This window comes from Enterobacter sp. Cy-643 (assembly GCF_011752815.1).
Lineage (GTDB): Bacteria > Pseudomonadota > Gammaproteobacteria > Enterobacterales > Enterobacteriaceae > Cedecea.
This window is the reverse complement of the sequence record NZ_VWWV01000013.1, coordinates 1-26590: the sequence shown is the minus strand read 5'-3', so window position 1 is coordinate 26590 and position 26590 is coordinate 1. Positions and strand designations below refer to the sequence as shown.

General features: G+C 50.8%; 47 protein-coding genes. 7 read left to right on the top strand and 40 right to left on the bottom strand.

The genetic code is table 11. The annotated features are described in order from the left end of the window. Positions 1-449 precede the first annotated feature (449 nt). Complete coding sequence (locus tag F3J29_RS22515; RefSeq protein ID WP_166869376.1) at positions 450-1004, top strand: gamma carbonic anhydrase family protein; 555 nt, start codon at positions 450-452, stop codon at positions 1002-1004. Here the strand turns inward: F3J29_RS22515 and F3J29_RS22510 are convergent. The 6 genes from F3J29_RS22510 to dprA are packed head-to-tail and all read right to left on the bottom strand — an operon-like array spanning position 980 to position 4767. Continuing rightward, entirely contained in the window at positions 980-1237 is a 258-nt protein-coding gene (locus tag F3J29_RS22510; RefSeq protein WP_166869374.1) for a DUF1488 family protein, read from the bottom strand. The genes F3J29_RS22515 and F3J29_RS22510 overlap by 25 nt on opposite strands. Continuing rightward, entirely contained in the window at positions 1234-2052 is an 819-nt protein-coding gene (gene aroE, locus F3J29_RS22505; RefSeq protein WP_166869372.1) for a shikimate dehydrogenase, read from the bottom strand. The genes F3J29_RS22510 and aroE overlap by 4 nt, the downstream gene beginning before the upstream one ends. A gap of 2 nt (positions 2053-2054) precedes the next feature. Continuing rightward, a complete protein-coding gene (tsaC, locus tag F3J29_RS22500; RefSeq protein WP_166869370.1) occupies positions 2055-2627 on the bottom strand; it encodes an L-threonylcarbamoyladenylate synthase type 1 TsaC in 573 nt (190 codons plus the stop codon). Further along, positions 2620-3174, bottom strand: coding sequence for a DNA topoisomerase family protein (locus F3J29_RS22495; RefSeq protein WP_166869368.1), 555 nt, complete (start codon positions 3172-3174; stop codon positions 2620-2622). The genes tsaC and F3J29_RS22495 overlap by 8 nt, the downstream gene beginning before the upstream one ends. A gap of 23 nt (positions 3175-3197) precedes the next feature. Beyond that, entirely contained in the window at positions 3198-3671 is a 474-nt protein-coding gene (gene smg, locus F3J29_RS22490; RefSeq protein WP_008457217.1) for a DUF494 family protein Smg, read from the bottom strand. Next, positions 3643-4767, bottom strand: a complete 1125-nt coding sequence (gene dprA / locus F3J29_RS22485; RefSeq protein ID WP_166869367.1) for a DNA-protecting protein DprA — start codon at positions 4765-4767, stop codon at positions 3643-3645. Before dprA ends, smg begins: the two co-directional genes overlap by 29 nt. A 128-nt stretch (positions 4768-4895) precedes the next feature. On the opposite strand from dprA, the gene def reads away from it, so the two are divergent. The 5 genes from def (at position 4896) to mscL (ending at position 9723) form a co-directional block, all read left to right on the top strand. Further along, a complete protein-coding gene (def, locus tag F3J29_RS22480; RefSeq protein WP_039288271.1) occupies positions 4896-5405 on the top strand; it encodes a peptide deformylase in 510 nt (169 codons plus the stop codon). A gap of 14 nt (positions 5406-5419) precedes the next feature. Then, on the top strand, positions 5420-6367 hold the full coding sequence (gene fmt, locus F3J29_RS22475) for a methionyl-tRNA formyltransferase (RefSeq protein WP_166869365.1): 948 nt from the start codon (positions 5420-5422) through the stop codon (positions 6365-6367). Positions 6368-6440: 73 nt separating this feature from the next. Beyond that, complete coding sequence (gene rsmB / locus F3J29_RS22470) at positions 6441-7730, top strand: 16S rRNA (cytosine(967)-C(5))-methyltransferase RsmB (protein WP_166869363.1); 1290 nt, start codon at positions 6441-6443, stop codon at positions 7728-7730. 49 nt (positions 7731-7779) lie between these two features. Next, positions 7780-9156: a Trk system potassium transporter TrkA gene (trkA, locus tag F3J29_RS22465; RefSeq protein WP_008457209.1), complete on the top strand. Its 1377-nt coding sequence runs from the start codon at positions 7780-7782 to the stop codon at positions 9154-9156. 153 nt (positions 9157-9309) lie between these two features. Further along, positions 9310-9723 carry a large-conductance mechanosensitive channel protein MscL gene (gene mscL, locus F3J29_RS22460; protein ID WP_166869361.1) on the top strand — a complete coding sequence of 138 codons (414 nt, stop codon included), beginning with the start codon at positions 9310-9312 and terminating at the stop codon, positions 9721-9723. Here mscL and F3J29_RS22455 read toward each other — a convergent pair. From F3J29_RS22455 to rpsJ, 31 genes are all read right to left on the bottom strand, one after another. Next, a complete protein-coding gene (locus tag F3J29_RS22455) occupies positions 9659-9943 on the bottom strand; it encodes an alternative ribosome-rescue factor A (RefSeq protein ID WP_166869359.1) in 285 nt (94 codons plus the stop codon). The genes mscL and F3J29_RS22455 overlap by 65 nt on opposite strands. 65 nt (positions 9944-10008) lie before the next feature. Further along, positions 10009-10422, bottom strand: coding sequence for a Zn(2+)-responsive transcriptional regulator (gene zntR / locus F3J29_RS22450; protein ID WP_166869358.1), 414 nt, complete (start codon positions 10420-10422; stop codon positions 10009-10011). Continuing rightward, on the bottom strand, positions 10422-10793 hold the full coding sequence (locus F3J29_RS22445; protein ID WP_166869356.1) for a DnaJ family domain-containing protein: 372 nt from the start codon (positions 10791-10793) through the stop codon (positions 10422-10424). The genes zntR and F3J29_RS22445 overlap by 1 nt, the downstream gene beginning before the upstream one ends. Positions 10794-10902: 109 nt before the next feature. Further along, a complete protein-coding gene (gene rplQ, locus F3J29_RS22440; RefSeq protein ID WP_008457198.1) occupies positions 10903-11289 on the bottom strand; it encodes a 50S ribosomal protein L17 in 387 nt (128 codons plus the stop codon). 40 nt (positions 11290-11329) lie between these two features. After that, positions 11330-12319, bottom strand: a complete 990-nt coding sequence (locus F3J29_RS22435) for a DNA-directed RNA polymerase subunit alpha (RefSeq protein WP_008457196.1) — start codon at positions 12317-12319, stop codon at positions 11330-11332. A gap of 25 nt (positions 12320-12344) precedes the next feature. Further along, positions 12345-12965 (bottom strand): 30S ribosomal protein S4, encoded by a 621-nt coding sequence (gene rpsD, locus F3J29_RS22430; protein WP_008457194.1) that lies wholly within the window; start codon positions 12963-12965, stop codon positions 12345-12347. A 34-nt stretch (positions 12966-12999) separates the two neighbouring features. Continuing rightward, on the bottom strand, positions 13000-13389 hold the full coding sequence (rpsK, locus tag F3J29_RS22425) for a 30S ribosomal protein S11 (RefSeq protein WP_008457192.1): 390 nt from the start codon (positions 13387-13389) through the stop codon (positions 13000-13002). Between the two features lie 16 nt (positions 13390-13405). Next, positions 13406-13762, bottom strand: coding sequence for a 30S ribosomal protein S13 (gene rpsM / locus F3J29_RS22420; RefSeq protein ID WP_008457189.1), 357 nt, complete (start codon positions 13760-13762; stop codon positions 13406-13408). A 146-nt stretch (positions 13763-13908) separates the two neighbouring features. Beyond that, complete coding sequence (rpmJ, locus tag F3J29_RS22415) at positions 13909-14025, bottom strand: 50S ribosomal protein L36 (RefSeq protein ID WP_008457187.1); 117 nt, start codon at positions 14023-14025, stop codon at positions 13909-13911. A gap of 30 nt (positions 14026-14055) precedes the next feature. Continuing rightward, positions 14056-15387 (bottom strand): preprotein translocase subunit SecY, encoded by a 1332-nt coding sequence (gene secY, locus F3J29_RS22410; RefSeq protein ID WP_008457186.1) that lies wholly within the window; start codon positions 15385-15387, stop codon positions 14056-14058. 7 nt (positions 15388-15394) lie between these two features. Further along, positions 15395-15829 carry a 50S ribosomal protein L15 gene (rplO, locus tag F3J29_RS22405; protein ID WP_008457184.1) on the bottom strand — a complete coding sequence of 145 codons (435 nt, stop codon included), beginning with the start codon at positions 15827-15829 and terminating at the stop codon, positions 15395-15397. A 3-nt stretch (positions 15830-15832) separates the two neighbouring features. Next, a complete protein-coding gene (rpmD, locus tag F3J29_RS22400; protein WP_004846568.1) occupies positions 15833-16012 on the bottom strand; it encodes a 50S ribosomal protein L30 in 180 nt (59 codons plus the stop codon). Positions 16013-16018: 6 nt separating this feature from the next. Continuing rightward, positions 16019-16519, bottom strand: a complete 501-nt coding sequence (rpsE, locus tag F3J29_RS22395; RefSeq protein ID WP_008457179.1) for a 30S ribosomal protein S5 — start codon at positions 16517-16519, stop codon at positions 16019-16021. A 14-nt stretch (positions 16520-16533) separates the two neighbouring features. Next, the gene (rplR, locus tag F3J29_RS22390; protein WP_008457177.1) at positions 16534-16887 is read right to left on the bottom strand and encodes a 50S ribosomal protein L18; all 354 of its coding nucleotides are present in this window, start codon (positions 16885-16887) and stop codon (positions 16534-16536) included. Positions 16888-16896: 9 nt separating this feature from the next. Continuing rightward, positions 16897-17430 carry a 50S ribosomal protein L6 gene (gene rplF / locus F3J29_RS22385; protein ID WP_039288290.1) on the bottom strand — a complete coding sequence of 178 codons (534 nt, stop codon included), beginning with the start codon at positions 17428-17430 and terminating at the stop codon, positions 16897-16899. Positions 17431-17443: 13 nt separating this feature from the next. Next, the gene (gene rpsH / locus F3J29_RS22380) at positions 17444-17836 is read right to left on the bottom strand and encodes a 30S ribosomal protein S8 (protein WP_008457173.1); all 393 of its coding nucleotides are present in this window, start codon (positions 17834-17836) and stop codon (positions 17444-17446) included. Between the two features lie 33 nt (positions 17837-17869). After that, a complete protein-coding gene (gene rpsN, locus F3J29_RS22375) occupies positions 17870-18175 on the bottom strand; it encodes a 30S ribosomal protein S14 (protein ID WP_008457171.1) in 306 nt (101 codons plus the stop codon). Between the two features lie 14 nt (positions 18176-18189). Then, positions 18190-18729, bottom strand: a complete 540-nt coding sequence (gene rplE / locus F3J29_RS22370) for a 50S ribosomal protein L5 (protein ID WP_008457169.1) — start codon at positions 18727-18729, stop codon at positions 18190-18192. Between the two features lie 14 nt (positions 18730-18743). Further along, on the bottom strand, positions 18744-19058 hold the full coding sequence (rplX, locus tag F3J29_RS22365) for a 50S ribosomal protein L24 (RefSeq protein WP_007724317.1): 315 nt from the start codon (positions 19056-19058) through the stop codon (positions 18744-18746). Positions 19059-19068: 10 nt separating this feature from the next. Beyond that, positions 19069-19440, bottom strand: coding sequence for a 50S ribosomal protein L14 (gene rplN / locus F3J29_RS22360; RefSeq protein ID WP_008457164.1), 372 nt, complete (start codon positions 19438-19440; stop codon positions 19069-19071). Between the two features lie 166 nt (positions 19441-19606). Next, positions 19607-19861, bottom strand: a complete 255-nt coding sequence (gene rpsQ, locus F3J29_RS22355) for a 30S ribosomal protein S17 (RefSeq protein WP_008457160.1) — start codon at positions 19859-19861, stop codon at positions 19607-19609. Further along, positions 19861-20052 (bottom strand): 50S ribosomal protein L29, encoded by a 192-nt coding sequence (gene rpmC / locus F3J29_RS22350; protein ID WP_008457158.1) that lies wholly within the window; start codon positions 20050-20052, stop codon positions 19861-19863. The genes rpsQ and rpmC overlap by 1 nt, the downstream gene beginning before the upstream one ends. Further along, positions 20052-20462 carry a 50S ribosomal protein L16 gene (gene rplP / locus F3J29_RS22345; protein WP_002438716.1) on the bottom strand — a complete coding sequence of 137 codons (411 nt, stop codon included), beginning with the start codon at positions 20460-20462 and terminating at the stop codon, positions 20052-20054. Before rplP ends, rpmC begins: the two co-directional genes overlap by 1 nt. Before the next feature lie 12 nt (positions 20463-20474). Next, complete coding sequence (gene rpsC / locus F3J29_RS22340; protein ID WP_006817277.1) at positions 20475-21173, bottom strand: 30S ribosomal protein S3; 699 nt, start codon at positions 21171-21173, stop codon at positions 20475-20477. A gap of 17 nt (positions 21174-21190) precedes the next feature. After that, positions 21191-21523, bottom strand: coding sequence for a 50S ribosomal protein L22 (gene rplV / locus F3J29_RS22335; RefSeq protein WP_002919773.1), 333 nt, complete (start codon positions 21521-21523; stop codon positions 21191-21193). A 14-nt stretch (positions 21524-21537) separates the two neighbouring features. Continuing rightward, positions 21538-21816, bottom strand: a complete 279-nt coding sequence (rpsS, locus tag F3J29_RS22330; protein ID WP_001138115.1) for a 30S ribosomal protein S19 — start codon at positions 21814-21816, stop codon at positions 21538-21540. A gap of 16 nt (positions 21817-21832) precedes the next feature. After that, entirely contained in the window at positions 21833-22654 is an 822-nt protein-coding gene (gene rplB / locus F3J29_RS22325) for a 50S ribosomal protein L2 (RefSeq protein ID WP_008457150.1), read from the bottom strand. 17 nt (positions 22655-22671) lie between these two features. After that, complete coding sequence (gene rplW, locus F3J29_RS22320; RefSeq protein WP_008457148.1) at positions 22672-22974, bottom strand: 50S ribosomal protein L23; 303 nt, start codon at positions 22972-22974, stop codon at positions 22672-22674. Beyond that, positions 22971-23576 (bottom strand): 50S ribosomal protein L4, encoded by a 606-nt coding sequence (rplD, locus tag F3J29_RS22315; RefSeq protein ID WP_008457145.1) that lies wholly within the window; start codon positions 23574-23576, stop codon positions 22971-22973. The genes rplW and rplD overlap by 4 nt, the downstream gene beginning before the upstream one ends. Positions 23577-23586: 10 nt before the next feature. Continuing rightward, the gene (rplC, locus tag F3J29_RS22310; protein WP_006178923.1) at positions 23587-24216 is read right to left on the bottom strand and encodes a 50S ribosomal protein L3; all 630 of its coding nucleotides are present in this window, start codon (positions 24214-24216) and stop codon (positions 23587-23589) included. A gap of 31 nt (positions 24217-24247) precedes the next feature. Continuing rightward, on the bottom strand, positions 24248-24559 hold the full coding sequence (gene rpsJ / locus F3J29_RS22305) for a 30S ribosomal protein S10 (RefSeq protein ID WP_001181005.1): 312 nt from the start codon (positions 24557-24559) through the stop codon (positions 24248-24250). Positions 24560-24947: 388 nt separating this feature from the next. On the opposite strand from rpsJ, the gene F3J29_RS22300 reads away from it, so the two are divergent. Further along, positions 24948-25427 carry a prepilin peptidase gene (locus tag F3J29_RS22300; RefSeq protein ID WP_166869354.1) on the top strand — a complete coding sequence of 160 codons (480 nt, stop codon included), beginning with the start codon at positions 24948-24950 and terminating at the stop codon, positions 25425-25427. Positions 25428-25475: 48 nt separating this feature from the next. On the opposite strand, the gene bfr is transcribed toward F3J29_RS22300, so the two are convergent. The 3 genes from bfr to F3J29_RS22285 form a co-directional block, all read right to left on the bottom strand. Continuing rightward, a complete protein-coding gene (gene bfr, locus F3J29_RS22295) occupies positions 25476-25949 on the bottom strand; it encodes a bacterioferritin (protein WP_039288312.1) in 474 nt (157 codons plus the stop codon). Between the two features lie 71 nt (positions 25950-26020). Beyond that, on the bottom strand, positions 26021-26215 hold the full coding sequence (gene bfd, locus F3J29_RS22290) for a bacterioferritin-associated ferredoxin (protein WP_166869352.1): 195 nt from the start codon (positions 26213-26215) through the stop codon (positions 26021-26023). Between the two features lie 214 nt (positions 26216-26429). After that, positions 26430-26590, bottom strand: a 161-nt coding sequence (locus tag F3J29_RS22285) for an EF-Tu C-terminal domain-related protein (RefSeq protein ID WP_072176083.1), incomplete at its 5' end; no start/stop codon positions are given.

Here is a 26590-nt window from a genome sequence, read left to right as displayed (position 1 = left end):
AAAACTGTTTATAAAATCAGTAGTCACTCTTCAAGACTTGATATTTGTTTGCATCCGAAGATGCTGAGATATCAATCCTGCGAGTGCCCACACAGATTGTCTGATAAATTGTTAAAGAGCAGTGAGTTAGGCGCTTTCGCTTGCTAACTCGAGGTGGCGTATATTACGCTTTCCTCTTTCAGAGTCAACCCCGATTTTCAGGATTTTTTCTCTTTATCGAATCGGCCATTTTGTGAAGTGATTCACTGTGCCGTCTCGATGGAGGCGCATTATAGGGATCCCACTTTTTAGCACAAGTACTTTTTCGATCTTTTTTTCTGAATGTTTAGTTTTCACACTTTTCGCTGAGATCCTGTTCGATCTGCCCCCTTTTCAGCCCTTTACTCCCTTGCCATTGCTCAAGAAAGCGGCCACAGTCTATTCATGTAATGAATTTCCCTGAGGTGTATATGTCTGCGGTTCTGCGTGCTTTTCAAAAAACGTTCCCTCAATTCGGTGAACGAGTCATGGTTGATCCCACCAGCGTGGTAATTGGTGATGTAAAACTGGCGGATGATGTCAGTATCTGGCCGTTAGTTGCTATTCGAGGGGACGTAAACACCGTGACAATTGGAGCACGCACCAACATCCAGGATGGCAGCGTGCTTCATGTTACCCATAAGTCCTCTTACAAACCTGAAGGGAACCCTCTGATCGTTGGTGAAGATGTGACGGTGGGCCATAAGGTAATGCTGCACGGCTGCACGATCGGCAATCGCGTCTTGGTTGGAATGGGGTCGATCCTATTGGATGGAGTAGTAGTAGAAGATGATGTGATGATTGGTGCCGGTAGCCTGGTCCCCCAGAACAAACACCTGGAAAGCGGCTTTCTCTATTTAGGCAGCCCGGTGAAACAGATTCGCCGCCTGACTGAGGCGGAGCTGGCCGGATTAACCTACTCCGCTAACAATTATGTGCGCTGGAAAGATGAGTATCTGGCTCAGGATAGCCAGTACCACCCTTGATCGCCTTCCTGCTCACTTTCGATCAGGCCTTCGGCTTCTTCTTCAAGCTCCCAACGATGTTCCCGAAACAACGAAAGCCACGCTTCGGCGCCATTGCCGCCGAAGCGGCTGGCAATGGCCAATGCGCTTATCGCGCACTCAACCTGAAACCCTTGCACCAGCGCCGGAAAACGGATCGCCTGCCGCTCTTCATCCCAGACTTCACGATCGGGAAACTGTATGGCCTGATTCACGCTGCCATTTCTCTTTTCAACGCCTCAATAACTGGCGCAACATCCGGCATAACGCCGTGCCAAAGCATAAAAGCGTGTGCAGCCTGACCCACCAGCATGCCAAGGCCATCCGCGTAAGACACTACACCGTGGCTCGTGGCCCAGTTCAAGAATGGCGTCAGCCCTTTCTGGTAAAACATGTCGTAGCAGCTCACGCGGTGGGAAAGGAGAGAAACCGGCAGCGCAGGGATCTCACCGCCAATCCCACTGGACGTGGCGTTGATCAGTAAATCGAATTCATGCCCCTCGAGCTGATCCATTGCCACGGCGTTAACGCTGCCCGTATGGCTGAATAAATCAGCCAGTTCTGCCGCTTTGGCAAACGTACGGTTGGTTATCGTGACCGCACAATCTAATGATAACAAGGGTAGCAGTACACCACGCGCTGCGCCGCCGGCCCCCACCAGCAGAATACGATCGCCGGGTTGGATCAATTTCAAACGTTCAAGATCGCTCAACAAGCCGATACCGTCCGTATTGTCCCCAAGCAAACGTCCATCTTCCAGGCGTTTGAGCGTATTGACTGCACCTGCAAGCGCCGCCCGCTCTGTAAGCTCGTCTGCACGAACAAAAGCCTGCTCTTTAAAAGGTACGGTGACGTTAGCGCCCCTTCCGCCTTTATTGAAAAAGGCCTCAAGTGTTTCAACAAAGGTGTCTAACGGAGCAAGCACGCGTCCATAAGGATGTTCAATTCCCAATTGTTCCGCAAAAAGGCGATGAATAAGAGGGGATTTGCTGTGCTGGATAGGGTTACCAAAGACGGCGAAAGTTTCCATAATTACCCCTGGCGGAAGAGTTCGCCGGTTAAGGCATCACGGATTTCTGAAGGATTCAGTCGTCCACCGGTATCCCCCATCAGCACGGGGAAACTTAGGCCAAACTGCTGCTGAACCTCTTGCGAGGTACGGCACGGAGGCAAGCCCGTAAGGTTCGCACTGGTAGATACCAGAGGTTTACCGTAGGCAAGGCACAGCTCTTTCACTTGCGGATGATTGGTCACACGCACCGCCAGAGAATCAAAACGCCCGGTCAACCATTTTGGGGTGGAAGGCAAAGCCGGGAAAACAAACGTCACCGGGCCAGGCCAGCTTGCAAACACCACCGAAAGCTGTTCTTCATTTAGCGCAGCGGCATCTATATAAGGTTTCAACTGCTCAAAATTGGCGGCGATGAGGATGAGTCCCTTCTCTACCGGACGCTGTTTAAGCTCAAGCAGGCGAGTAACCGCGAGTTCACTATCGGGATCGCAACCCACGCCAAAAACGGCTTCGGTTGGGTAAGCAATGACTTGTTGTTCTTTCAGGGCCGCTACGATCTGCGCGAGCTGGCCTTCAGGCAGGTTATTATTCACTGGCTTGTTCCGCCGTTGCCGGCTTTCCACATTGTTTATTCGCGCAGAAGCGTTTCACGCCCTGAGCCGTTTTCTTTTCAATAAGCAGCGGGTACTGACATTCAGAACAGACGCCCGCTACCGGTTTAAAGTTAATGACAAACTGACAGTCCGGGTAGCTGTTACAGGACCAGAACGTTTTCCCGTAGCGCGAACGACGCTGAACCAGTTGCCCTTTCTGGCACTGAGGGCAGGCTATGGCCGTCTCATCCGGTTTATCAATGATTTCCGTGTGTTCACATTCAGGGTAATTGCTGCAGCCGATAAACATGCCAAATCGCCCCTGACGTAACACAAGCGTTGACTGGCAAACCGGGCATTGCTGGCCATCAAGCACTTTAACAATATGCCCATCGGCCTGGCTCTTTAGCGAGCGAACATAATCGCATTCCGGGTAATGAGAACAACCCAAAAACGGGCCGTGTTTACCGGAACGTATTGATAACGCTGCCCCGCATTGGGGGCAGGGTTCATTTTTTGGCACCGAGAACAGTGCTGACTTGGCCATAACATCTCATGCTGCAACTCAATTTAGTGCAGCATACCTTCATTTGCCTCGAAGAGTAATTCTTCCATTTGCTGGTAGGCGTTTTCACACCCCGGAATGTTGAACAGCACCATCAGCACAACCCACTTCAGATCTTCCAGTTCGAATTCTGCTGTGTCCAGCGCCAGCACACGCTCAATCACCATTTCGCGGGTTTCGAGATTTAGCACCTGAATCTGTTCAAGGAACAGTAAAAAGCCCCGACAGTCTGCATCAAGCCGCTGGCTCTCTTCTGCGGTGAAAATACGCATAGAGAGAGGATCGGCAGCAAGCTGCATCGGTTCGGTCAAACCATCCTGGTAGTCGGCCAGCTTTTCAAGCCACACTAATGCGTTAAAAATGTCCTCACGATCAAAACCAGCGTCGGTGAGATCGCTCGTCAGCTTATCCTGATCAACGCGCATTTCTGCTTCGCTGTGGATGTAGGTTTCAAATAAGTACATTAGTACGTCGAACATGGCATGCCCTCCTCAATCGGACATAGCCGCCGGGTACAGCTGCGATCCATCCTGCTAACTCCAGTTCGAGTAACTGAGCTACCGTCTCTGGCACAGGTTGGCCGGCACGTTCAGCGACGACGTCAACAGGTGTAACCTCATCTCCTACGTTAGCCAACAGATGGGGAAATGGCAATGCGCCGTCCTGTTGATTTGGCGAATATATTGACACATTGTGCGAAGCGGGAAGCCAGTGGAGTTCAGAGGCGAGATAATCGAGGATATCCTGCGGGCTTCGTACCAAATTTGCCCCTTGCTGGATAAGCCAATGTGGGCCATCGCTGCCCGGACTTCCTACCGTACCGGGCAGAGCAAATACCTCTCTACCCTGTTCAACGGCATAGCGGGCAGTCACCAGGGATCCACTCCGCTCACCGGCCTCTACGACAAAAACGGCTCTACTCAGCCCACTAATAACACGGTTACGCCACGGAAAGTTCGAGGGCCAGGGCGTACAGGCAAGAGGAAACTCGGATAACACCGCCCCTTCTTGCTCGAGAATTTGCCGGGCCAGCATCAAATGGCGCTTAGGATGAACGCTGCCTAATCCATTACCCAGCACAGCAATGGTTTTACTCTTGACCCTCAGGGCCGCACGATGTGCCACGCCATCAATGCCCAATGCCAGGCCGCTGGTTATCACCAGCCCAGACTGTGCAAGCGCTTCGCAGAACTGCCGGCAAAAGCGCTCGCCGTAATCTGACAGGTTGCGGCTACCGACAACCGCAAGCTGGTTCTGGCTTAGCAGTTCAGGGTCGCCGGCCACAAAAAGAGCCCCCGGATAATCATTTATAGCTCTGAGCTGCTCAGGATATTGGGCGTCTTCTGCCGTCAGCAGATAGTGATTTGGCTTATCGAGCCAGAGTAGGCTTGCTTCACGCTGGCGCTCATCAAATGCATTAAACACTGCACATTCTCGAGTGTTTAATCCTGCCGCAAGTAGGCTTTCCCTTTCTACCACCGGGCATCGTTCAAGGAAGTGAGCTATTTTTAGGAACTTATCACCGCTTAGCCCCTTAACAGCCATAAGACGTAGCCAAATCTCCGTTATCTGCACTCAATCCCCCTGCCACAGGCCATTAAAGCAATCCTTGCGATTGGTCACTGATGCTGTCAATCAGCCGGGGAAATGTCTAGAATAGAGGGAATAATCCTTTCTACTACTGAACACAGCTCTGGAAATTTATGGCAGTTTTGCAAGTATTACATATTCCCGACGAGCGTCTTCGCAAAGTCGCTAAACCGGTTGAAGAAGTGAATGCGGACATTCAGCGTATCGTTGATGATATGTTCGATACGATGTACGCCGAAGAAGGCATTGGCCTGGCGGCTACGCAGGTAGATATTCACCAACGTATCATCGTGATTGATGTGTCCGAGAACCGTGACGAACAGCTGGTGCTGATTAACCCGGAGCTGCTTGAAAAAAGCGGAGAGACCGGTATTGAAGAAGGTTGCCTGTCCATCCCTGAACAGCGGGCGCTGGTACCTCGTGCGGAAAAAGTGAAAATTCGCGCGCTCGATCGTGACGGTAAAGCCTTTGAACTGGAAGCGGATGGCCTGCTGGCGATTTGCATCCAGCACGAAATGGATCACCTGGTCGGTAAACTGTTTATCGATTATTTGTCGCCGCTAAAACAGCAACGTATTCGTCAGAAAGTTGAAAAACTCGACCGTTTGAAAGCGAAAGCTTAAGGACAACAAACAACGTGTCAGATTCTCTGCGTATTATTTTCGCCGGAACCCCAGACTTCGCAGCGCGTCACCTTGACGCGCTGTTGTCTTCTCAGCACCAGGTCGTTGGAGTCTTTACCCAGCCGGATCGTCCGGCAGGCCGCGGTAAAAAACTCATGCCAGGCCCGGTTAAAGTGCTGGCGGAAGAGAAAGGCATTCCTGTCTTTCAGCCAGCTACGCTGCGTAAAGCAGAAAATCAGCAGCTGGTTGCCGACCTCAATGCCGATGTTATGGTGGTAGTTGCGTATGGCCTGATTTTGCCTCAGCCGGTGCTTGATATGCCTCGTCTGGGCTGCGTAAATGTTCATGGTTCACTGCTGCCGCGCTGGCGTGGCGCTGCACCGATCCAGCGTTCTTTGTGGGCGGGGGATGCAGAAACTGGCGTCACCATTATGCAAATGGATATCGGTCTCGATACCGGCGACATGCTGTATAAACTCTCTTGCCCGATTGAGGCAGAAGACACCAGCGGTAGCCTCTACGATAAGCTAGCAGGGCTGGGTCCCAAAGGCCTTCTGGAGACACTTGAACAGCTAGCCAATGGCACCGCTACGCCGGAGGTTCAGGACGAAGCGCTGGTGACCTATGCTGAGAAACTCAGCAAAGAAGAGGCCCGCATTAACTGGAGTCTTTCTGCCGACCAACTGGAACGCTGTATCCGTGCTTTTAACCCATGGCCAATGAGCTGGCTGGAAATCGACGGTCAGCCGCTAAAAGTCTGGCGCGCGTCAGTCATTAACACGCAGACAAACTCAGCACCGGGCACCATTCTGGCCGCCAGTAAACAAGGCATCCAGGTTGCGACCGCCGAGGGCATTCTGAATCTTGAAGAGCTGCAGCCCGCGGGTAAAAAAGCCATGAAAGCGCAGGATCTCCTGAACTCACGCCGTGAATGGTTTGAACCTGGTACGGTCCTCGCCTGAAGAAGCCGAATTTATACGCCCAGGGTAACCTGGGCATTTTTGTTTATAGCGCTGGAAAAACCAGAGCACGATAATGAAAAAAACACTGAATCTTCGCAGCCTGGCTGCCCAAACAATTGAACACGTTGTCGAGCAAGGACAATCATTAAGTAATGTACTGCCTGGGGTACAGCAGAAAGTGTCTGATAAAGACAGAGCCCTGCTGCAGGAGCTGTGCTTTGGCGTGCTGCGTACTCTTCCGCAGCTGGACTGGCTGGTTGGCAAACTCATGTCACGCCCGATGACCGGAAAGCAGCGCACAATCCATTACTTAATTATGGTCGGTATTTATCAACTTCTGTATACCCGCATTCCTGCACATGCTGCTCTGGCTGAAACCGTTGAGGGCGCCATCGCGATCAAACGCCAGGCTTTTAAAGGCTTGATTAATGGCGTACTGCGTCAGTTCCAGCGCCAGCAGGAAAGCCTGATGGCAGAAGCTGCTAAGCATGAAAGTCGCTTTCTACACCCGACCTGGCTGCTGCAGCGTTTGAAAAAAGCTTACCCGGACCGCTGGGAATCCATTGTCGATGCTAATAACCAGCGCCCTCCTATGTGGCTGCGCGTCAATCGCCAGCACCATACGCGTGAAGCATGGATGACTTTGCTGACTGAGGCTGGTCTGGAAGGTCATATACATCCCAAATATCAGGATGCTGTTCGCCTTGAATCACCCGCCCCCGTTCAGGCACTACCTGGTTTTGAACAAGGCTGGGTGACCGTACAGGATGCTTCAGCTCAGGGTAGCGTCGATCTTTTGGATCCCCAAAATGGCGAGGCTATTCTGGACCTTTGCGCCGCACCGGGCGGTAAGACAACGCATATTCTGGAAGCGGCTCCGAATGCAAAAGTTATGGCCGTCGACGTTGACGCCCAGCGCCTGAAACGCGTGCATGAAAATCTTGAGCGCCTTAGCATGAAAGCCGAAGTGAAACAGGGAGATGGCCGTTTCCCTGCTCAGTGGTGTGGCGAAACTAAGTTTGACCGCATTCTGCTTGATGCGCCATGCTCAGCAACCGGCGTTATTCGTCGCCATCCGGATATCAAGTGGCTGCGCCGCGACAGGGATATCGCTGAGCTCGTTGCCCTGCAAAAAGAGATTCTGGATGCTATCTGGCCTTACCTTAAATCCGGCGGGACGCTTGTCTACGCCACTTGTTCTATTCTCCCTGAAGAGAATAAAGATCAGGTGAGCGCGTTTTTGGCGCGCCATGCCGATGCAAAACTGGTGGAAACCGGTGACGAGAAAACGCCGGGCATTCAAAATCTGCCTGCGGCAGACGACGGCGACGGCTTCTATTACGCTAAGCTAATTAAGAGCTGACTCCCTGTAAGGTGAGTCATAAATTTCATCACTCGTGAAGCGATAAACGATGAAAATAATCATTCTGGGTGCGGGCCAGGTCGGCGGCACTCTGGCGGAGAATCTGGTCGGTGAGAACAACGATATTACCGTCGTCGACACTAACCAGGCACGCCTGCGCAGCCTGCAGGATAAGTTTGACCTACGCGTAGTGCAGGGCCACGGCTCTCATCCCCGCGTACTACGTGAAGCAGGGGCCGATGACGCGGATATGTTAGTGGCGGTAACCAGCTCTGACGAAACGAACATGATCGCATGTCAGGTAGCTTATTCTCTGTTTAATACACCCAATAGAATTGCCCGTATTCGAGCTCCCGACTATGTTCGCGATGCAGAGAAACTGTTCAATGCAGAGGCAGTTCCCATCGATCATCTGATTGCTCCTGAGCAACTGGTGATCGACAATATTTACCGCCTGATTGAGTATCCAGGGGCACTTCAGGTCGTTAATTTTGCCGAAGGGAAAGTTAGCCTGGCCGTAGTAAAAGCCTACTATGGCGGTCCTCTGGTGGGTAATGCACTCTCCACCATGCGCGAACATATGCCGCACATCGATACGCGTGTAGCAGCCATTTTCCGTCACGACCGCCCTATTCGCCCACAGGGTTCAACCATTGTCGAAGCCGGGGATGAAGTCTTCTTTATCGCCGCTTCGCAAAACATCCGCGCGGTAATGAGCGAGCTTCAGCGCCTCGAAAAACCTTACAAACGCATAATGCTTGTGGGCGGCGGTAACATCGGCGCAGGTTTAGCGCACCGTCTCGAGAAAGATTACAGCGTAAAACTGATCGAGCGCGATCAGCAGCGGGCTTCGGAACTTGCGGAGATGCTGCAAAACACTATCGTATTTTACGGCGATGCCTCAGATCAGGAATTGCTGGCAGAGGAACATATCGACCAGGTTGATCTCTTTATAGCGGTCACCAATGATGATGAAGCCAACATCATGTCAGCTATGCTGGCTAAGCGAATGGGGGCTAAAAAAGTCATGGTCCTCATACAGCGTAATGCCTATGTCGATTTAGTGCAGGGGAGCGTGATTGATATTGCGATTTCACCTCAGCAGGCAACCATTTCTGCTCTACTCGGACATGTGCGTAAAGCCGATATTGTTGGCGTTTCATCTCTGCGTCGCGGCGTTGCAGAAGCCATTGAGGCCGTAGCTCATGGCGATGAAAGCACCTCTCGCGTTGTGGGCCGAGTTATCGACGAGATAAAACTGCCGCCAGGCACGATCATTGGTGCCGTTGTACGGGGCAATGATGTGATGATTGCCAATGACAATCTTCGTATAGAACAGGGCGATCACGTTATTATGTTCTTAACGGATAAGAAATTTGTCAGCGATGTCGAACGCCTGTTCCAGCCAAGCCCATTCTTCCTCTAAACTCAACAGGGCAGAAATATTTCTGCCCTGCTTCTTCACACGAAAACCATTTTTAAATTATGGGTTTAACAAAAAATCTTATTTCCGGTGGCAATGGAAATTAAGGCATCCTTTGTTAGAATTATTACTGTCAGCCGGCACAAGGAGAGATAAATGAGTATTTTAAAAGAGTTTCGCGAATTCGCGATGCGCGGGAACGTTGTTGATTTGGCAGTGGGTGTGATTATTGGTGCAGCGTTCGGGAAGATTGTTTCCTCCCTCGTAGCGGATATTATTATGCCGCCACTGGGTTTGCTAATTGGTGGCGTTGACTTCAAACAGTTTGCTTTAACATTGCGCGATGCCCAGGGCGACGTACCTGCGGTAGTCATGCATTACGGCGTGTTTATTCAGAATATTTTTGACTTCGTGATTGTGGCCTTTGCTATCTTCATGGCCATCAAAGTGATCAATAAACTGAATCGTAAGAAAGCGGAAGAGCCTGCCGCACCTCCGGCACCGTCTAAAGAGGAAATTCTGCTGAGCGAGATTCGCGACTTACTGAAAGAGCAGAACCAACGGAATTAATACTGGTTATTAAAAGCAGAAGGCCAGTGGTAAAAAAGCGAATTGCTTGTTTGCCACTGGCCTCCCAGTTACCCTTCTTACCATGTTTCTCATTTCTCTGATAACTGCCTTTCCCTTTCTTATTCTTCTCAACTCTTTGCCTGAACAGTGGGTCATGTAATAGTGCCTCAATGGCGTTATCTTTAATTTGCCCTTTTTGATGGCGATATTTGGTGCTCATAGTCACTCCAAATGGGTTAAACGATCGCCGCGAGTCTATGCCTCAGACTGTTAAAGATCAAGCGGCTATTTACTGCTTGCTCCTTGCTCCAGCGTCTCCAGAATGGAACAGTACACGCTGCTGTGTGCGCTGCCGCAACAAGCATCGTTCAGACGCTGCAGCGAACGCCGCATATTCTGCAATTCTTTGATTTTTGACTCAACTTCACTCAACCGACTCTGCACAATTCCTTTAGATTCCTGGCAAGTATGATGTTCAGGGTCGATGCGGATCGATAACAGTTCCCTGATGGCCTCAAGCGTAAAACCAAGCTGCTTAGCGTAGCGAATAAACTTAAGGCGCTGAAGGTCACTATCACTGTACAGGCGAAAGCCACCTTCAGTCCGTACTTCGTGATCCATCATGTTTTGCTTTTCGTAGTAACGAATAGTGTCCGGGGTCACATCCGCCAGTTTTGCTAGTTCACCTATACGAAACATCACTTTTCCTCATCGATATGCTGCATCAATTTTACGGCATATTCACCGCGTAAGAAGTCAGTGTTTATACCCGCCTGTTGGAGTTTGAGCTCAAGCAGTGCAAGCTTTTTACTTATTGCCTGATACTCCTCACTCTGAATATGCACCGTTTTCAGTAGATCAACCAGCTCAATAGCATCCTTACGCTGCTGCATTTCTGGCGGCAAACAACCTGCATTTTTTAGCAGACGGTATCCGGCACGGAGCTCGGGTGGAACATGACTATCATCGTCGAGTGATATCGGTTCACCGCTACCGGCAAGACTCTCGAATTCTCCATTTCGCTGTGCATCAAGAATATGCCGTTCTGCCCATTGATCAAGCAACCACATAGTGACCTCAGAGTTTCAGGTGTAAAACAAGGATACGGGGAAAAGAGAGAAGGGGATATTTTGGATATAAAAAAACCGGGCAAGCCCGGTTTTTCTACGTTACTACAGATTACTCTGCAGCAGCTTCTGTTTGAGACTCGGCGCGATCAACCAGCTCGATGTAAGCCATCGGAGCATTGTCACCAGCACGGAAGCCACACTTCAGAATACGAGTGTAACCACCTGCACGGCTCGCAAAACGCGGACCCAGTTCATTAAACAGTTTTGCCACGATCTCGTTATCACGAGTGCGGGCGAATGCCAGACGACGATTAGCAACGCTGTCAGTCTTGGCAAGAGTAATCAGCGGCTCAACTACGCGACGCAGCTCTTTCGCTTTAGGCAGGGTCGTCTTGATGATCTCATGACGAACCAGTGAACCTGCCATGTTGCGGAACATAGCCTGGCGATGGCTGCTGTTGCGGTTCAGTTGACGACCACTCTTACGATGGCGCATGACCTTATCCTTCTCAGTAAAACCTTAACCTGTGATCCGGTTACTCGTCAGCAATGCTTGCTGGTGGCCAGTTTTCCAGGCGCATGCCCAGAGACAAACCACGAGAAGCCAGCACGTCTTTAATCTCGGTAAGAGATTTTTTACCCAGGTTAGGCGTTTTGAGCAGCTCAACCTCGGTACGCTGTACCAGATCACCGATATAGTGGATAGCTTCTGCCTTGAGGCAGTTAGCAGAGCGGACAGTCAATTCCAGATCGTCAACAGGGCGCAGCAAGATCGGATCGAATTCTGGTTTCTCTTCTTTAACTTCCGGCTGACGCACATCGCGTAGGTCAACGAAAGCTTCAAGTTGTTCTGCCAGAATGGTCGCCGCACGACGAATCGCCTCTTCAGGATCGATTGTGCCGTTGGTTTCCATTTCGATGACCAGCTTGTCCAGGTCGGTACGCTGTTCTACACGCGCAGCTTCAACATTGTAGGCAATACGCTCTACAGGGCTGTAGCAGGCGTCGACCAGCAGACGGCCGATTGGGCGCTCATCTTCTTCCGAATGAATTCGGGTAGAAGCCGGCACATAACCGCGACCGCGCTGAACTTTGATACGCATGCTAATAGCGGCGTTCTCATCGGTCAGGTGGCAGATCACATGCTGCGGCTTGACGATTTCGACATCACCATCATGGGTGATATCGGCTGCGGTCACAGGGCCAATGCCAGATTTATTCAGGGTAAGAATAACTTCATCTTTACCTTGAACTCTTACCGCCAGCCCTTTCAGGTTGAGCAGGATTTCCAGGATATCTTCCTGAACGCCTTCTTTGGTGCTGTACTCGTGCAGTACACCATCAATCTCAACCTCAGTCACCGCGCAACCCGGCATCGATGAAAGCAGAATACGGCGCAGTGCGTTACCAAGAGTATGGCCAAAGCCACGCTCTAACGGCTCAAGGGTCACCTTGGCGTGCGTCGAACTCACTTGCTCGATATCTACCAGGCGTGGTTTTAGAAACTCTGTCACAGAACCCTGCATTGTGTCCTCTCTTTGGTACTAAGCTTTACTTGGAGTAAAGCTCGACGATCAGGTGTTCGTTAATGTCCGCAGACAGATCGGTACGCTCAGGCTTACGCTTAAACACACCTTCCATCTTGGCAGCATCAACTTCCAGCCAGGTTGGCTTTTCACGCTGCTCAGCCAGCTCCAGAGCGGCCTTAACGCGAGATTGCTTTTTGGCTTTCTCACGGATGCTGACTACGTCATTCGGAGTTACCTGATAAGAAGCGATGTTAACAACGCGACCATTTACCATGATAGCTTTGTGGCTAACCAGCTGACGTGCTTCTGCACGAGTGGCGCCGAAGCCCATACGGTAAACAACGTTGTCCAGACGACCTTCCAGCAGAGCCAACAGGTTTTCACCGGTGTTGCCTTTCAGACGAGCTGCTTCTTTATAATAGTTACGGAACTGACGCTCCAGCACACCGTAGATACGGCGAACTTTCTGCTTTTCACGCAACTGCACACCATAGTCAGACAGACGCGGTTTACGCGCACCGTGCTGGCCAGGAGCTTGTTCAATTTTACACTTGGTATCGATCGCGCGAACGCCAGACTTAAGGAATAAGTCGGTGCCCTCACGACGGCTCAGCTTGAGCTTAGGACCCAAATATCTTGCCATTTTCTTTCTCCAACAATCCTAGAAAACGGACGCGTTATACGCGACGTTTTTTCGGCGGACGACAACCGTTATGAGGGATTGGAGTCACATCAGTAATATTAGTGATGCGGAAACCAGCGGCGTTCAGAGCACGAATAGTTGATTCGCGGCCTGGGCCAGGACCCTTAACCATAACTTCCAGGTTCTTGATACCGTATTCTTTCACGGCTTCTGCGCAACGCTCTGCTGCAACCTGAGCTGCAAACGGAGTGGATTTGCGAGAACCACGGAAACCGGAACCACCGGCAGTTGCCCAACCCAACGCATTACCCTGACGATCGGTAATAGTAACGATGGTGTTGTTGAAAGAAGCATGGACATGAGCCACGCCGTCAGAGACTGTTTTTCTTACACGTTTACGTGCACGAATTGGTGCCTTTGCCATTATTCAATCACCCCGATTATTTCTTGATCGGTTTGCGCGGACCCTTACGGGTACGTGCGTTGGTCTTAGTACGCTGACCGCGCACTGGCAGACCACGACGATGACGCAAACCGCGATAGCAACCAAGGTCCATCAGACGCTTGATGCTCATGCTCACTTCACGGCGCAGATCACCTTCAACGACAAATTTGGCAACTTCGTCACGCAGCGTGTCGATTTGTTCTTCAGACAGCTCACTGATCTTAACATCTTCAGCGATACCCGCCGCAGCACAAATGGCCTTGGAGCGAGTCTTGCCGACACCGTAGATCGAGGTTAACGCGATCACAGCGTGTTTTTGATCAGGAATGTTAATGCCTGCTATACGGGCCACTATGCACTCCTACTATTTAGATTATGCGTCCCATGCCGAAAAGCCCGTTTTCAGGATACTCAAATGGAAACGCATAGACATACAAAAGATTGGCTGGCTAATCTAGCCAGCTCAACCCAACTTTGCAAGAAAAATATGCGAGATAATCAGCCTTGACGCTGTTTATGCTTCGGCTCTACGCTGCAAATCACGCGAATAACACCGTCACGCTTAACGATTTTGCAGTTACGACATAATTTCTTGACGGAAGCACGAACTTTCATTTTTACTCTCCGTAACTTCTCAAGCGACGATTAACGGCCGTAGCCTTTCAGGTTCGCTTTCTTCAATGCAGACTCGTACTGACTTGACATCATCAGAGTTTGCACTTGAGCCATAAAGTCCATGATAACGACAACAACGATCAGCAGTGAGGTCCCACCGAAGTAGAACGGCACTTTCATTGCATCGCGCATGAACTCCGGGATTAGGCAGATAAAGGTAATATACAACGCACCAACCAGAGTCAGGCGGGTCATTACTTTATCGATATACTTCGCCGTTTGTTCTCCCGGACGAATTCCTGGTACAAATGCACCGGACTTCTTCAGGTTATCTGCTGTTTCACGCGGGTTGAATACCAACGCCGTGTAGAAGAAACAGAAGAAGATGATTGCAGACGCATAGAGTAACACATAAAGCGGTTGCCCAGGCTGCAAATACAGCGAAATTGTTGTCAGCCAGTTCCAACCGGTACCGCCCCCGAACCATGACGCGATGGTCGCCGGGAACAGAATAATACTGGAGGCGAAGATCGCAGGGATAACCCCGGCCATATTCACTTTCAGCGGTAAATGTGTGCTCTGCGCAGCATAGACACGACGACCCTGTTGACGTTTAGCGTAGTTGACCACAATGCGGCGCTGGCCACGCTCAACAAAAACAACGAAGAAGGTCACTGCAAATACTAATACTGCAACCAACAGCAACAGGAGGAAGTGCAGGTCGCCTTGCCTTGCTTGCTCGATGGTATGGCCAATGGCCGGCGGAAGACCCGCAACGATACCCGCGAAGATTATGATTGAGATACCGTTACCGATACCACGTTCAGTAATCTGTTCGCCCAGCCACATCAGGAACATTGTCCCGGTGACAAGACTTACAACAGCGGTGAAATAGAATGCAAAGCCTGGGTTTAACACCAGGCCCTGCATACCAGGCATATTCGGTAAACCGGTAGCAATACCGATTGACTGGAATATTGCCAGCACCAGAGTGCCGTAACGGGTGTACTGGCTAATCTTACGACGACCAGATTCCCCTTCTTTCTTCAGCTCTGCCAACGCGGGATGAACCACGGTAAGCAGCTGAATGATGATCGATGCCGAAATATACGGCATGATACCCAGCGCGAAGATAGAAGCACGGCTGAGAGCACCACCAGAGAACATGTTGAACATTTCAATGATGGTGCCTCGCTGTTGCTCAAGCAGTTTGGCAAGTACAGCGGCATCAATACCAGGGATCGGAATAAAAGAGCCAATACGAAACACAATCAGCGCACCGATAACAAACATCAGTCTGCGTTTCAGCTCGCCGAGGCCGCCTTTAGCACTTTGAAAATCTAATCCCGGTTGTTTTGCCATCTGCTACTTATTCCTCGATTTTACCGCCAGCAGCTTCGATAGCAGCACGAGCGCCTTTGGTCACACGCAGGCCGCTAACAGTTACCGGACGAGTTACCTCACCAGACAGGATCACTTTCGCGAACTCGATCTGAATACCGATAATGTTTGCTGCTTTCAGCGTGTTCAGGTCAACTACGTCGCCTTCAACTTTCGCCAGATCGGACAGACGAACTTCTGCCGTGATCATTGCTTTGCGAGAGGTGAAACCGAATTTCGGCAGACGACGGTACAACGGCATCTGACCACCTTCGAAACCACGACGTACGCCACCACCAGAACGAGAGTTCTGACCTTTGTGACCACGACCGCCGGTTTTACCGAGGCCAGAACCGATACCACGACCCAGACGCTTGGAAGCGTGCTTAGACCCTTCGGCCGGAGACAGAGTATTTAAACGCATCTCTTACTCCTCAACTTTAACCATGTAGGAAACCGCGTTGACCATACCGCGTACAGCAGGAGTATCCTCGCGCTCTACGGTGTGGCCAATACGACGCAGACCCAGGCCAAGCAGCGTTGCCTTGTGTTTCGGCAGACGACCGATTGCACTGCGGGTTTGAGTGATTTTAATAGTCTTTGCCATGGTCAATTACCCCAGAATTTCTTCAACGGATTTACCACGCTTGGCAGCGACCATTTCTGGAGATTTCATATTCGCCAGGCCATCGATAGTTGCACGAACCACGTTAATCGGGTTGGTGGAACCATACGCTTTAGCCAGGACGTTATGAACACCAGCGACTTCCAGGACGGCGCGCATTGCACCACCGGCGATGATACCGGTACCTTCGGAAGCCGGCTGCATGAACACGCGGGAACCTGTGTGCACGCCTTTAACAGGGTGCTGTAGGGTGCCGCTGTTCAGCGCGACGTTAATCATGTTGCGACGGGCTTTTTCCATCGCTTTCTGGATCGCTGCTGGAACTTCACGCGCTTTACCGTAACCAAAACCAATACGACCGTTACCGTCGCCTACCACTGTCAGAGCAGTGAAGGAGAAAATACGACCGCCTTTAACGGTTTTAGATACGCGATTTACCGCGATCAGCTTTTCCTGCAGTTCGCCAGCTTGTTTTTCGATGTGAGACATCTTACACCTCTACCTTAGAACTGAAGGCCAGCTTCACGGGCAGCATCTGCCAGTGCCTGGACACGACCATGATATTGGAAACCAGCACGGTCAAAAGCAACAACGGTGATGCCTTTTTCCAGAGCGCGCTCAGCAACAGCTTTACCTACAGCTGCAGCGGCGTCTTTATTTCCAGTGTACTTCAGTTGCTCAGTGATAGCTTTTTCTACAGTAGATGCAGCTACCAGAACTTCAGAACCGTTTGGAGCAATTACCTGTGCGTAAATATGACGCGGGGTACGATGTACCACCAGGCGAGTTGCACCCAGCTCTTTGAGCTTGTGACGTGCGCGGGTCGCACGACGGATACGAGCAGATTTCTTATCCATAGTGTTACCTTACTTCTTCTTAGCCTCTTTGGTACGCACGACTTCGTCGGCGTAACGAACACCCTTGCCTTTATAAGGCTCAGGACGACGGTAGGCGCGCAGATCAGCTGCAACCTGACCGATCACCTGCTTATCAGCGCCTTTCAGCACGATTTCAGTTTGAGTCGGACATTCAGCAGTGATACCCGCAGGCAGCTTATGCTCAACAGGGTGAGAGAAGCCCAGGGCTAAATTCACCACGTCGCCTTTTACGGCTGCACGATAACCTACACCAACCAGCTGCAGCTTCTTAGTGAAGCCTTCGGTAACACCGACAACCATTGCGTTCAACAGCGCACGAGTGGTACCCGCTTGGGCCCACGCGTTTGCAAAGCCTTCGCGCGGAGCGAAAGTCAGAGCATTTTCAGCGTGTTTAACTTCAACAGCATCGTTGATAGTACGAGTCAGCTCGCCGTTTTTACCTTTGATCGAAATAACCTGACCGTTGAGTTTTACCTCTACGCCTGCAGGAACAACGACCGGTGCTTTAGCAACACGAGACATTTTATTCCTCCAATTACGCTACGTAGCAGATAATTTCGCCACCAAGACCAGCCTGGCGCGCTGCACGATCAGTCATAACACCTTTAGAGGTAGAAACGACAGCAATACCCATGCCGGCCATAACTTTAGGCAGCTCATCTTTTTTCTTATAGATGCGCAGGCCTGGGCGGCTGACTCGCTGAATGCTCTCTACCACAGCCTTGCCCTGGAAATACTTAAGAGTCAGTTCCAGTTCAGGCTTGATGTCGCCTTCAATTTTAAATTCTTCAATATAACCTTCTTCCTTCAGCACGTTGGCGATTGCCACTTTCAGCTTGGAGGAAGGCATGGTGACCGCAACTTTGTTCGCGGCCTGACCGTTACGGATACGGGTCAGCATATCCGCGATCGGATCTTGCATGCTCATCTGTCTCTACTCCCGTGATTCAATTGGTGACAATTACCAGCTAGCCTTTTTCAAGCCAGGTACTTCACCGCGCATGGCGGCTTCACGTAACTTGATACGGCTCAACCCGAACTTGCCCACATAACCATGTGGACGACCAGTCTGGCGGCAGCGTTTACGCTGACGGGACGGGCTGGAATCACGCGGCAGAGTTTGCAGCTTGAGAACAGCGTTCCAACGGTCTTCGTCGGTCGCGTTCACATCAGAAATGATAGCTTTCAGTTCTGCGCGTTTAGCGAAGAATTTTTCAGCCAAAGCAACGCGCTTTACTTCGCGTGCTTTCATTGATTGCTTAGCCATGAAGTAACCCTACCTTACTTGCGGAACGGGAAGTCAAAGGCAGCCAGCAGAGCACGGCCTTCATCATCAGATTTCGCAGTAGTGGTAATGGTAATATCCAAACCACGGACGCGATCGACTTTGTCGTAATCGATTTCTGGGAAGATGATCTGCTCACGGACACCCATGCTGTAGTTACCACGACCGTCGAAAGACTTAGCGGACAGGCCACGGAAGTCACGGATACGAGGTACAGCAATAGTGATCAGACGCTCAAGGAACTCCCACATGCGCTCGCCACGCAGAGTTACTTTACAGCCGATCGGATAGCCCTGACGGATTTTGAAGCCTGCAACAGATTTGCGTGCTTTGGTGATCAACGGCTTTTGACCGGAGATTGCTGTCAGATCGGCTGCTGCGTTATCCAGCAGTTTCTTGTCAGCGATCGCTTCACCAACACCCATGTTCAGGGTGATCTTCTCGACCCGAGGGACTTGCATGACAGAATTGTAGTTAAACTCAGTCATGAGTTTCTTAACTACTTCGTCTTTGTAGTAATCATGCAGTTTCGCCATCGTACTACTCCAAATTACTTGATAGTTTCGCTGTTAGACTTGAAGAAACGGACTTTTTTGCCATCTTCGAATCTAAAGCCTACACGGTCAGCCTTGCCGGTTGCCGCGTTGAAGAGAGCAACGTTAGAAACCTGAATTGCAGCTTCTTTTTCAACGATGCCGCCTGGTTGGTTCAGGGCCGGAACCGGCTTCTGATGTTTCTTAACCAGGTTGATACCTTCAACAATGACCTTGCCGGAAGACAGGACATTTTTTACTTTACCGCGCTTACCTTTATCTTTACCGGTTAACACGATAACTTCGTCATCACGACGGATTTTCGCTGCCATGATTCGCTCCTTAGAGTACTTCTGGTGCCAGAGAGATAATTTTCATGAACTTCTCATTACGCAGTTCACGAGTTACCGGCCCAAAAATACGCGTGCCGATTGGCTGCTCGCTGTTATTGTTTAAAATAACGCATGCATTGCCATCGAAGCGAATGACAGAACCGTCCGGGCGACGAACACCCTTCTTGGTGCGCACCACTACCGCTTTCAGCACATCGCCTTTCTTCACCTTACCGCGAGGAATTGCTTCCTTGATGGTAATTTTGATGATGTCGCCGACGCCTGCGTAGCGACGGTGCGAGCCACCCAGAACCTTGATACACATTACGCGACGCGCGCCGGAGTTGTCGGCCACGGTCAGCATAGTCTGTTCTTGGATCATTTCAGTGCTCCGCTAATGTCAACTACTACTTCGGGACCTGGAAATCAGGTCGTTAAAAAGCCCCATAAACGAGGGCGCGGCATTATAACACCGGTTCCTGAATATGGGTAGAAAAAATAAACGGCTCATCGCTGAGCCGTTTATTTGTTTGAGAAGGCTTACTGTATTACAGAACCGCTTTCTCTACAACGCGAACCAGCGTCCAGGACTTAGTCTTGGACAGCGGACGGCATTCGCGGATTTCAACCACGTCACCGATACCGCATTCGTTGTTCTCGTCATGTACGTGCAGTTTGGTCGTACGCTTGATGAATTTCCCGTAGATCGGGTGCTTCACAACACGTTCGATGGCAACAACAATGGATTTCTCCATTTTATCGCTGACAACGCGACCTTGCAGAGTACGGATTTTATCGGTCATTACGCACCCGCCTTCTGAGTCAGTAAAGTCTTAACACGTGCAACATCACGACGAACCTGCTTCAGCAGGTGAGTCTGTTGCAGCTGGCCACTTGCGGCCTGCATGCGCAGGTTGAACTGCTCACGCAGCAGGTTCAGCAGCTCGGTGTTCAGCTCTTCGACGCTCTTTTCACGCAGCTCTTTTGCTTTCATTACATCACCGTCTTAGTTACAAAGGTGGTTTTGATAGGCAGTTTTGCTGCTGCCAGCTTGAAGGCTTCACGGGCCAGCTCTTCAGGTACGCCGTCCATTTCATACAGGACTTTGCCTGGCTGGATCAAGGCAACCCAATACTCCACGTTACCTTTACCTTTACCCATACGCACTTCAAGCGGCTTTTCGGTGATCGGTTTGTCCGGGAATACACGGATCCAGATCTTACCCTGACGCTTAACTGCACGGGTCATTGCACGACGTGCTGCTTCGATCTGACGGGCAGTCAGACGACCACGGCCAACAGCTTTCAGACCGAAAGTGCCGAAGCTAACATCCGTACCCTGCGCCAGACCACGGTTGCGGCCTTTGTGCACTTTACGGAATTTTGTACGCTTTGGTTGTAACATCAGCGACTCTCCTTACTTACGGCCTTTACGCTGCTGCTTTTTAGGTTGAGCAGCCGGTTCCGGTTGTTCAACAGCAGCCATACCACCCAGGATCTCACCTTTGAAGATCCATACCTTAACGCCGATTACACCATAAGTGGTGTGCGCTTCAGAGGTGTTGTAGTCGATGTCAGCACGCAGAGTGTGCAACGGCACGCGACCTTCACGGTACCATTCGGTACGTGCGATCTCGGCGCCGCCCAGACGGCCGCTAACTTCAACTTTGATACCTTTAGCGCCCAGACGCATCGCGTTCTGTACAGCACGCTTCATCGCACGACGGAACATAACACGACGTTCCAGCTGAGAAGTGATGCTGTCAGCAACCAATTTTGCGTCCAGTTCAGGTTTACGAACTTCGGCGATATTGATCTGTGCAGGAACGCCAGCGATATCCGCTACGACCTTGCGCAGTTTTTCTACGTCTTCACCTTTCTTACCGATAACGATACCTGGGCGAGCGGTGTGAATGGTCACACGGATGCTCTTAGCAGGACGCTCGATAACGATACGAGATACAGACGCCTTAGCCAGTTCCTTAGTCAGGTACTGACGTACTTTAAAATCGCTGTCCAGGTTGTCAGCGAATTCTTTGGTGTTCGCAAACCAGGTTGAGTTCCATGGTTTTACAATACCCAGGCGAATACCATTAGGATGTACTTTCTGACCCATTGCTAGTCTCCAGAGTCTCAGCGATCGGACACAACCACAGTAATGTGGCTGGTGCGCTTCAGGATGCGATCTGCACGACCTTTTGCACGAGGCATAATGCGCTTCATGCTAGGGCCTTCGTCTACGAAGATTTTCGCGACTTTCAGATCGTCAATGTCAGCGCCATCGTTGTGTTCAGCGTTAGCAATGGCAGATTCCAGTACTTTCTTAACCAATACAGCCGCTTTCTTATTGGTGTAGGTCAGAATATCCAGAGCCTGCGACACTTTCTTACCGCGAATCAGGTCAGCAACAAGGCGAACCTTCTGAGCAGAAGAACGAGCATGGCGATGTTGAGCTAAAGTTTCCATCTCTTCCTCCTACCTTATTTCTTCTTCGCTTTTTTATCAGCAGCGTGGCCGCGATAAGTACGAGTCGGTGCGAATTCACCCAGTTTGTGACCGACCATTTCGTCGGAAACAAAGACTGGAACGTGCTGACGACCATTATGGACAGCGATGGTCAAACCGATCATGTTAGGAAAGATCGTTGAACGACGGGACCAAGTGCGCAGGGGCTTCTTGTCACCGCTTTCCACCGCTTTCTCTACCTTCTTCAGCAAGTGCAGGTCAATAAAAGGACCTTTCTTGAGAGAACGTGGCATGGCTTATCCTCTAAAATTATTTGCTACGGCGACGTACGATAAATTTATCAGTACGCTTGTTGCTGCGGGTCTTCTTACCTTTGGTCTGAACGCCCCACGGAGATACCGGGTGCTTACCAAAGTTACGACCTTCACCACCACCATGTGGGTGATCGACTGGGTTCATCGCGGTACCGCGAACGGTAGGACGAACACCACGCCAGCGAGCAGCACCTGCTTTACCCAGAACGCGCAGCATATGCTCAGCGTTGCCAACTTCGCCCAGGGTAGCGCGGCAGTCAGCTTCGACTTTACGCATTTCACCGGAACGCAGGCGCAGGGTAACGTAAGCACCATCACGAGCAACGATCTGCACGTAGGTACCAGCGGAACGAGCCAGCTGACCGCCTTTACCTGGTTTCATTTCTACGTTATGAACGGTAGAACCAACCGGGATATTGCGCATCGGCAGGGTGTTACCCGCTTTGATTGCAGCATCAACGCCAGACTGAATCTGGTCGCCAGCTTTCAGGCCTTTAGGGGCCAGGATGTAACGGCGCTCGCCATCTTTGTACAGAACCAGCGCGATGTTCGCGGAACGGTTCGGATCGTACTCAAGACGTTCAACAACTGCCGGGATACCATCTTTGTTGCGTTTGAAGTCAACAATACGGTATGCCTGCTTGTGACCACCACCGATATGACGGGTAGTGATACGACCATTGTTGTTACGGCCACCGGATTTGCTGTTTTTTTCCAGCAACGGAGCAAAAGGCTTGCCCTTGTGCAGCTCAGGGTTAACCACTTTAACTACGTGGCGACGACCCGGAGATGTCGGTTTACATTTAACAACTGCCATTGTCTTTCTCCTCCGACTTACTCAGCGCCGCCGACGAAGTCCAGATTCTGGCCTTCCTTCAGGGTGACGTAAGCTTTTTTCCAGTCGCTACGACGACCAACACGCTGTCCGTGACGTTTAGTTTTCCCTTTAACTACCAGGGTGTTAACGTCTTTAACTTCAACTTCGAACAGCTTCTGTACAGCAGCAACGATCTCTGCTTTGGTCGCGTCAGTCGCAACTTTGAGTACGATGGTGTTGGTTTTTTCCATCGCGGTAGACGCTTTTTCAGATACGTGCGGCGCGCGCAGTACTTTCAGCAGACGTTCTTCACGGATCATGCCAGCATCTCCTCAACTTGCTTAACTGCTTCCGCAGTCATAACGACTTTGTCGAAGGCGATCAGGCTAACTGGATCGATTGCAGCTACATCGCGCACGTCAACCTTATGCAGGTTACGAGCGGCCAGGAACAGATTCTCATCCAGTTCACCGGTCACGATCAGCACATCTTCCAGAGCCATATCTTTCAGTTTCTGAGCAAGCAGCTTGGTTTTCGGTGCTTCAACAGAGAACTGCTCAACAACGATCAGACGATCCTGACGTACCAGCTCGGACAGGATGCTTTTCAGCGCGCCGCGGTACATCTTTTTGTTAACTTTTTGACTGTGGTCCTGCGGGCGAGCAGCGAAGGTTACGCCACCGGAACGCCAGATCGGGCTCTTGATAGAACCTGAACGCGCACGGCCGGTACCTTTCTGGCGCCACGGCTTTTTGCCGGAACCAGTTACTTCAGCACGGGTCTTCTGAGCACGAGTACCCTGACGGGCGCCTGCTGCATAAGCAACAACAACCTGGTGTACCAGCGCTTCGTTGAAGTCACGACCGAAGGTAGTTTCGGAAACAGTCAGCGCGCTTTGCGCGTCTTTCAATACTAATTCCATTGCTATCCCCTTACGCCTTCACAGCTGGTTTAACGATCAGGTCGCTACCGGTTGCACCCGGGACCGCACCTTTCACCAGCAGCAGGTTGCGCTCAGCGTCAACACGTACTACGTCCAGGCTCTGAACAGTGACACGTTCGTTACCCAGCTGGCCTGCCATTTTCTTGCCTTTGAACACTTTGCCCGGAGTCTGGTTCTGACCGATAGAACCCGGAACGCGGTGAGACAAGGAGTTACCGTGGGTAGCGTCCTGGGTACGGAAGTTCCAGCGCTTAACGGTACCTGCGAAACCTTTACCTTTAGAGGTACCGGTTACGTCAACTTTTTTAACATCAGCAAACAGTTCAACGCTAATGTCCTGACCCACGGTGAACTCTTCGCCTTCAGCAAGACGGAATTCCCACAGACCACGGCCAGCTTCAACGCCAGCTTTAGCGAAGTGACCAGCTTCCGGCTTGGTTACACGGTTAGCTTTTTTAGCACCAGTGGTCACCTGAACAGCACGGTAGCCGTCGTTAGCCAGGTCTTTAACCTGAGTAACACGGTTTGCTTCTACTTCGATTACGGTTACTGGGATAGAAACGCCGTCTTCAGTGAAGATACGGGTCATACCCACTTTTTTACCGACTAAACCAATCATTGTTTCAACCTCTCAATCGTCAATGACCTGATTAACCCAGGCTGATCTGCACGTCTACACCGGCAGCCAGATCCAGACGCATCAGAGCATCAACGGTTTTCTCAGTTGGCTCAACGATGTCAACCAGACGCTTGTGAGTGCGGATCTCGTACTGATCGCGCGCGTCTTTGTTGACGTGCGGAGAGATCAGAACGGTAAAGCGCTCTTTGCGGGTCGGCAGCGGGATCGGACCACGGACTTGCGCACCAGTGCGCTTAGCAGTCTCGACGATTTCCGCAGTTGATTGATCGATCAGACGATGATCAAACGCTTTAAGGCGGATACGGATTCTTTGGTTCTGCATGAGACCAGAGCTCCAATTATTTTATAGACGAAAAAAATTACTACTCACACCCATTACGATTGATGGGGGAGTGTAATCGTTCATACATAGTCCCCCAATTGGGGACATTGTTTGATAGCAACTGAATTTCTTCGACTGACTGCCATCAGGGTTCATATTGAACCAGCTGTCTATAAAGACAGCCCGCGCATTATACGGGTTTCAGCCCAGCTTGCAAGCCATATGGGTTGAAATTTCACCGACATCCTTCATTTAGTTAGTTTCACGCCCTGTCGCCCCAATATCTTCGAGCCACCACGCAGTCTCACTCGCCAAATTGAGAGGTTAATAGGTTTGGCCAGCGCAGAAGCGTAGCATCGGAGGACTTCACACTCAGCGGGATAAAAAGATGATGCTTACCGATGTACAGGTTGCCTGGTTGCTCCCCATCGCCACTGCACTCTATTTTTGCCTGGCGCTGAAGTTGAGCCTAAGTGATTTCAAAACCATGCTCCTGCCCGACAGGCTTACCCTCTCTTTACTGTGGCTGGGACTGATTTTCCACAGTCTGGTGAATCCACACCATGTTTATCATGCCGTATTCGGTGCGGTTGCCGGCTACCTTTTCTTGTGGGCTATTTTTCAAATCTTCCGTTACGCCACCGGCAAAGAAGGGCTGGGATATGGTGATTTCAAGCTGCTGGCTGCAATTGGCGCATGGAGCTGCTGGCAACATTTGCCTCTCATCGTTGCCCTCGCCTCTTCTCTGGGCATCGCTTATGCTGGAATGCTTTATCTGATCGGGCGTCGTGGCATCGCTGAAATGCCTTTTGGCCCCTGGCTTGCATTCTCAGGCTGGGGGAATTTTTGCTGGCAGGTATTGGGTTAAGGTATCAAAGAAGACAGAGGGGAGCCCCTCTGTCCTGATCGTGCGGCATTACTCTTCGCGTATCTGAGCCTGTAGGTAATTCTGTATGCCCAGCTTCTGAATTAAATCCAGTTCAGTTTCGAGCCAGTCGATATGGCCTTCTTCGTCGGCAAGAATTTCGATCATCAGGTCACGACTCACGTAATCATGCACTTTATCGGCATAGGCGATGGCTTCGCGCAAATCCTTCGCCCCATCCAGTTCCAGCTTCAGATCCGAACGCAGCATTTCTTCGACATCTTCGCCAATACCCAGCTTGCCGAGATCCTGCAGATTTGGAATGCCTTCAAGGAAGAGAATACGCTCGATGTACTTATCGGCGTGCTTCATTTCATCAATTGACTCGTGATACTCGACGTCGTTCAGACGTTTTAATCCCCAGTTTTTGAACATGCGAGCATGCAGAAAGTACTGGTTAATCGCGACAAGCTCGTTTCCCAATAATTTATTGAGATAATTTATTATCTTAACATCACCTTTCATTTTGACATCCTCCGCTTCCACTTATTGAAGCGTAGATGTCACGGAGTGTAAGTCAAAAAAATGAGCGTGTTTTAAGCGATCTCTTTAAATTCCGGGAGCTGCATCAGCTCGTCTTGCATGATTTCACGCGCCTGGCGAACGCACTTCCCGCACTGATTCCCCACCGGGATAAACTTTCTAAGTTGCTGAAAAGACTGCGGGTGATGTTGTCGCACCGCCTGGCGAATTGTCTTATCGCTTACACCGTTACACAAGCAAACGTACATGATCACTCCCGCTCAAAAACTGCGCAAATTGTAAATGAGAATGATTGGCTTTACAAGGGATGCAGTGGGGCAGAATGCAGAGAATGGTAATCAAATGCAAAATTCGACGCTAACGGCAGTAAGAGAAGACTTTCCCGCCCAAATCGCAAATTTCAGACATAAAAAAGGGCATCCTAAGATGCCCTTTTCGCTATTGCATTAAAGTATCAGAGGATTAGCTCAGAACTTTAGCAACAACACCAGCGCCTACAGTACGGCCGCCTTCACGGATTGCGAAACGCAGACCGTCGTCCATCGCGATTGGGTGGATCAGGGTAACAACCATTTTGATGTTGTCGCCTGGCATTACCATCTCTACGCCTTCTGGCAGTTCGA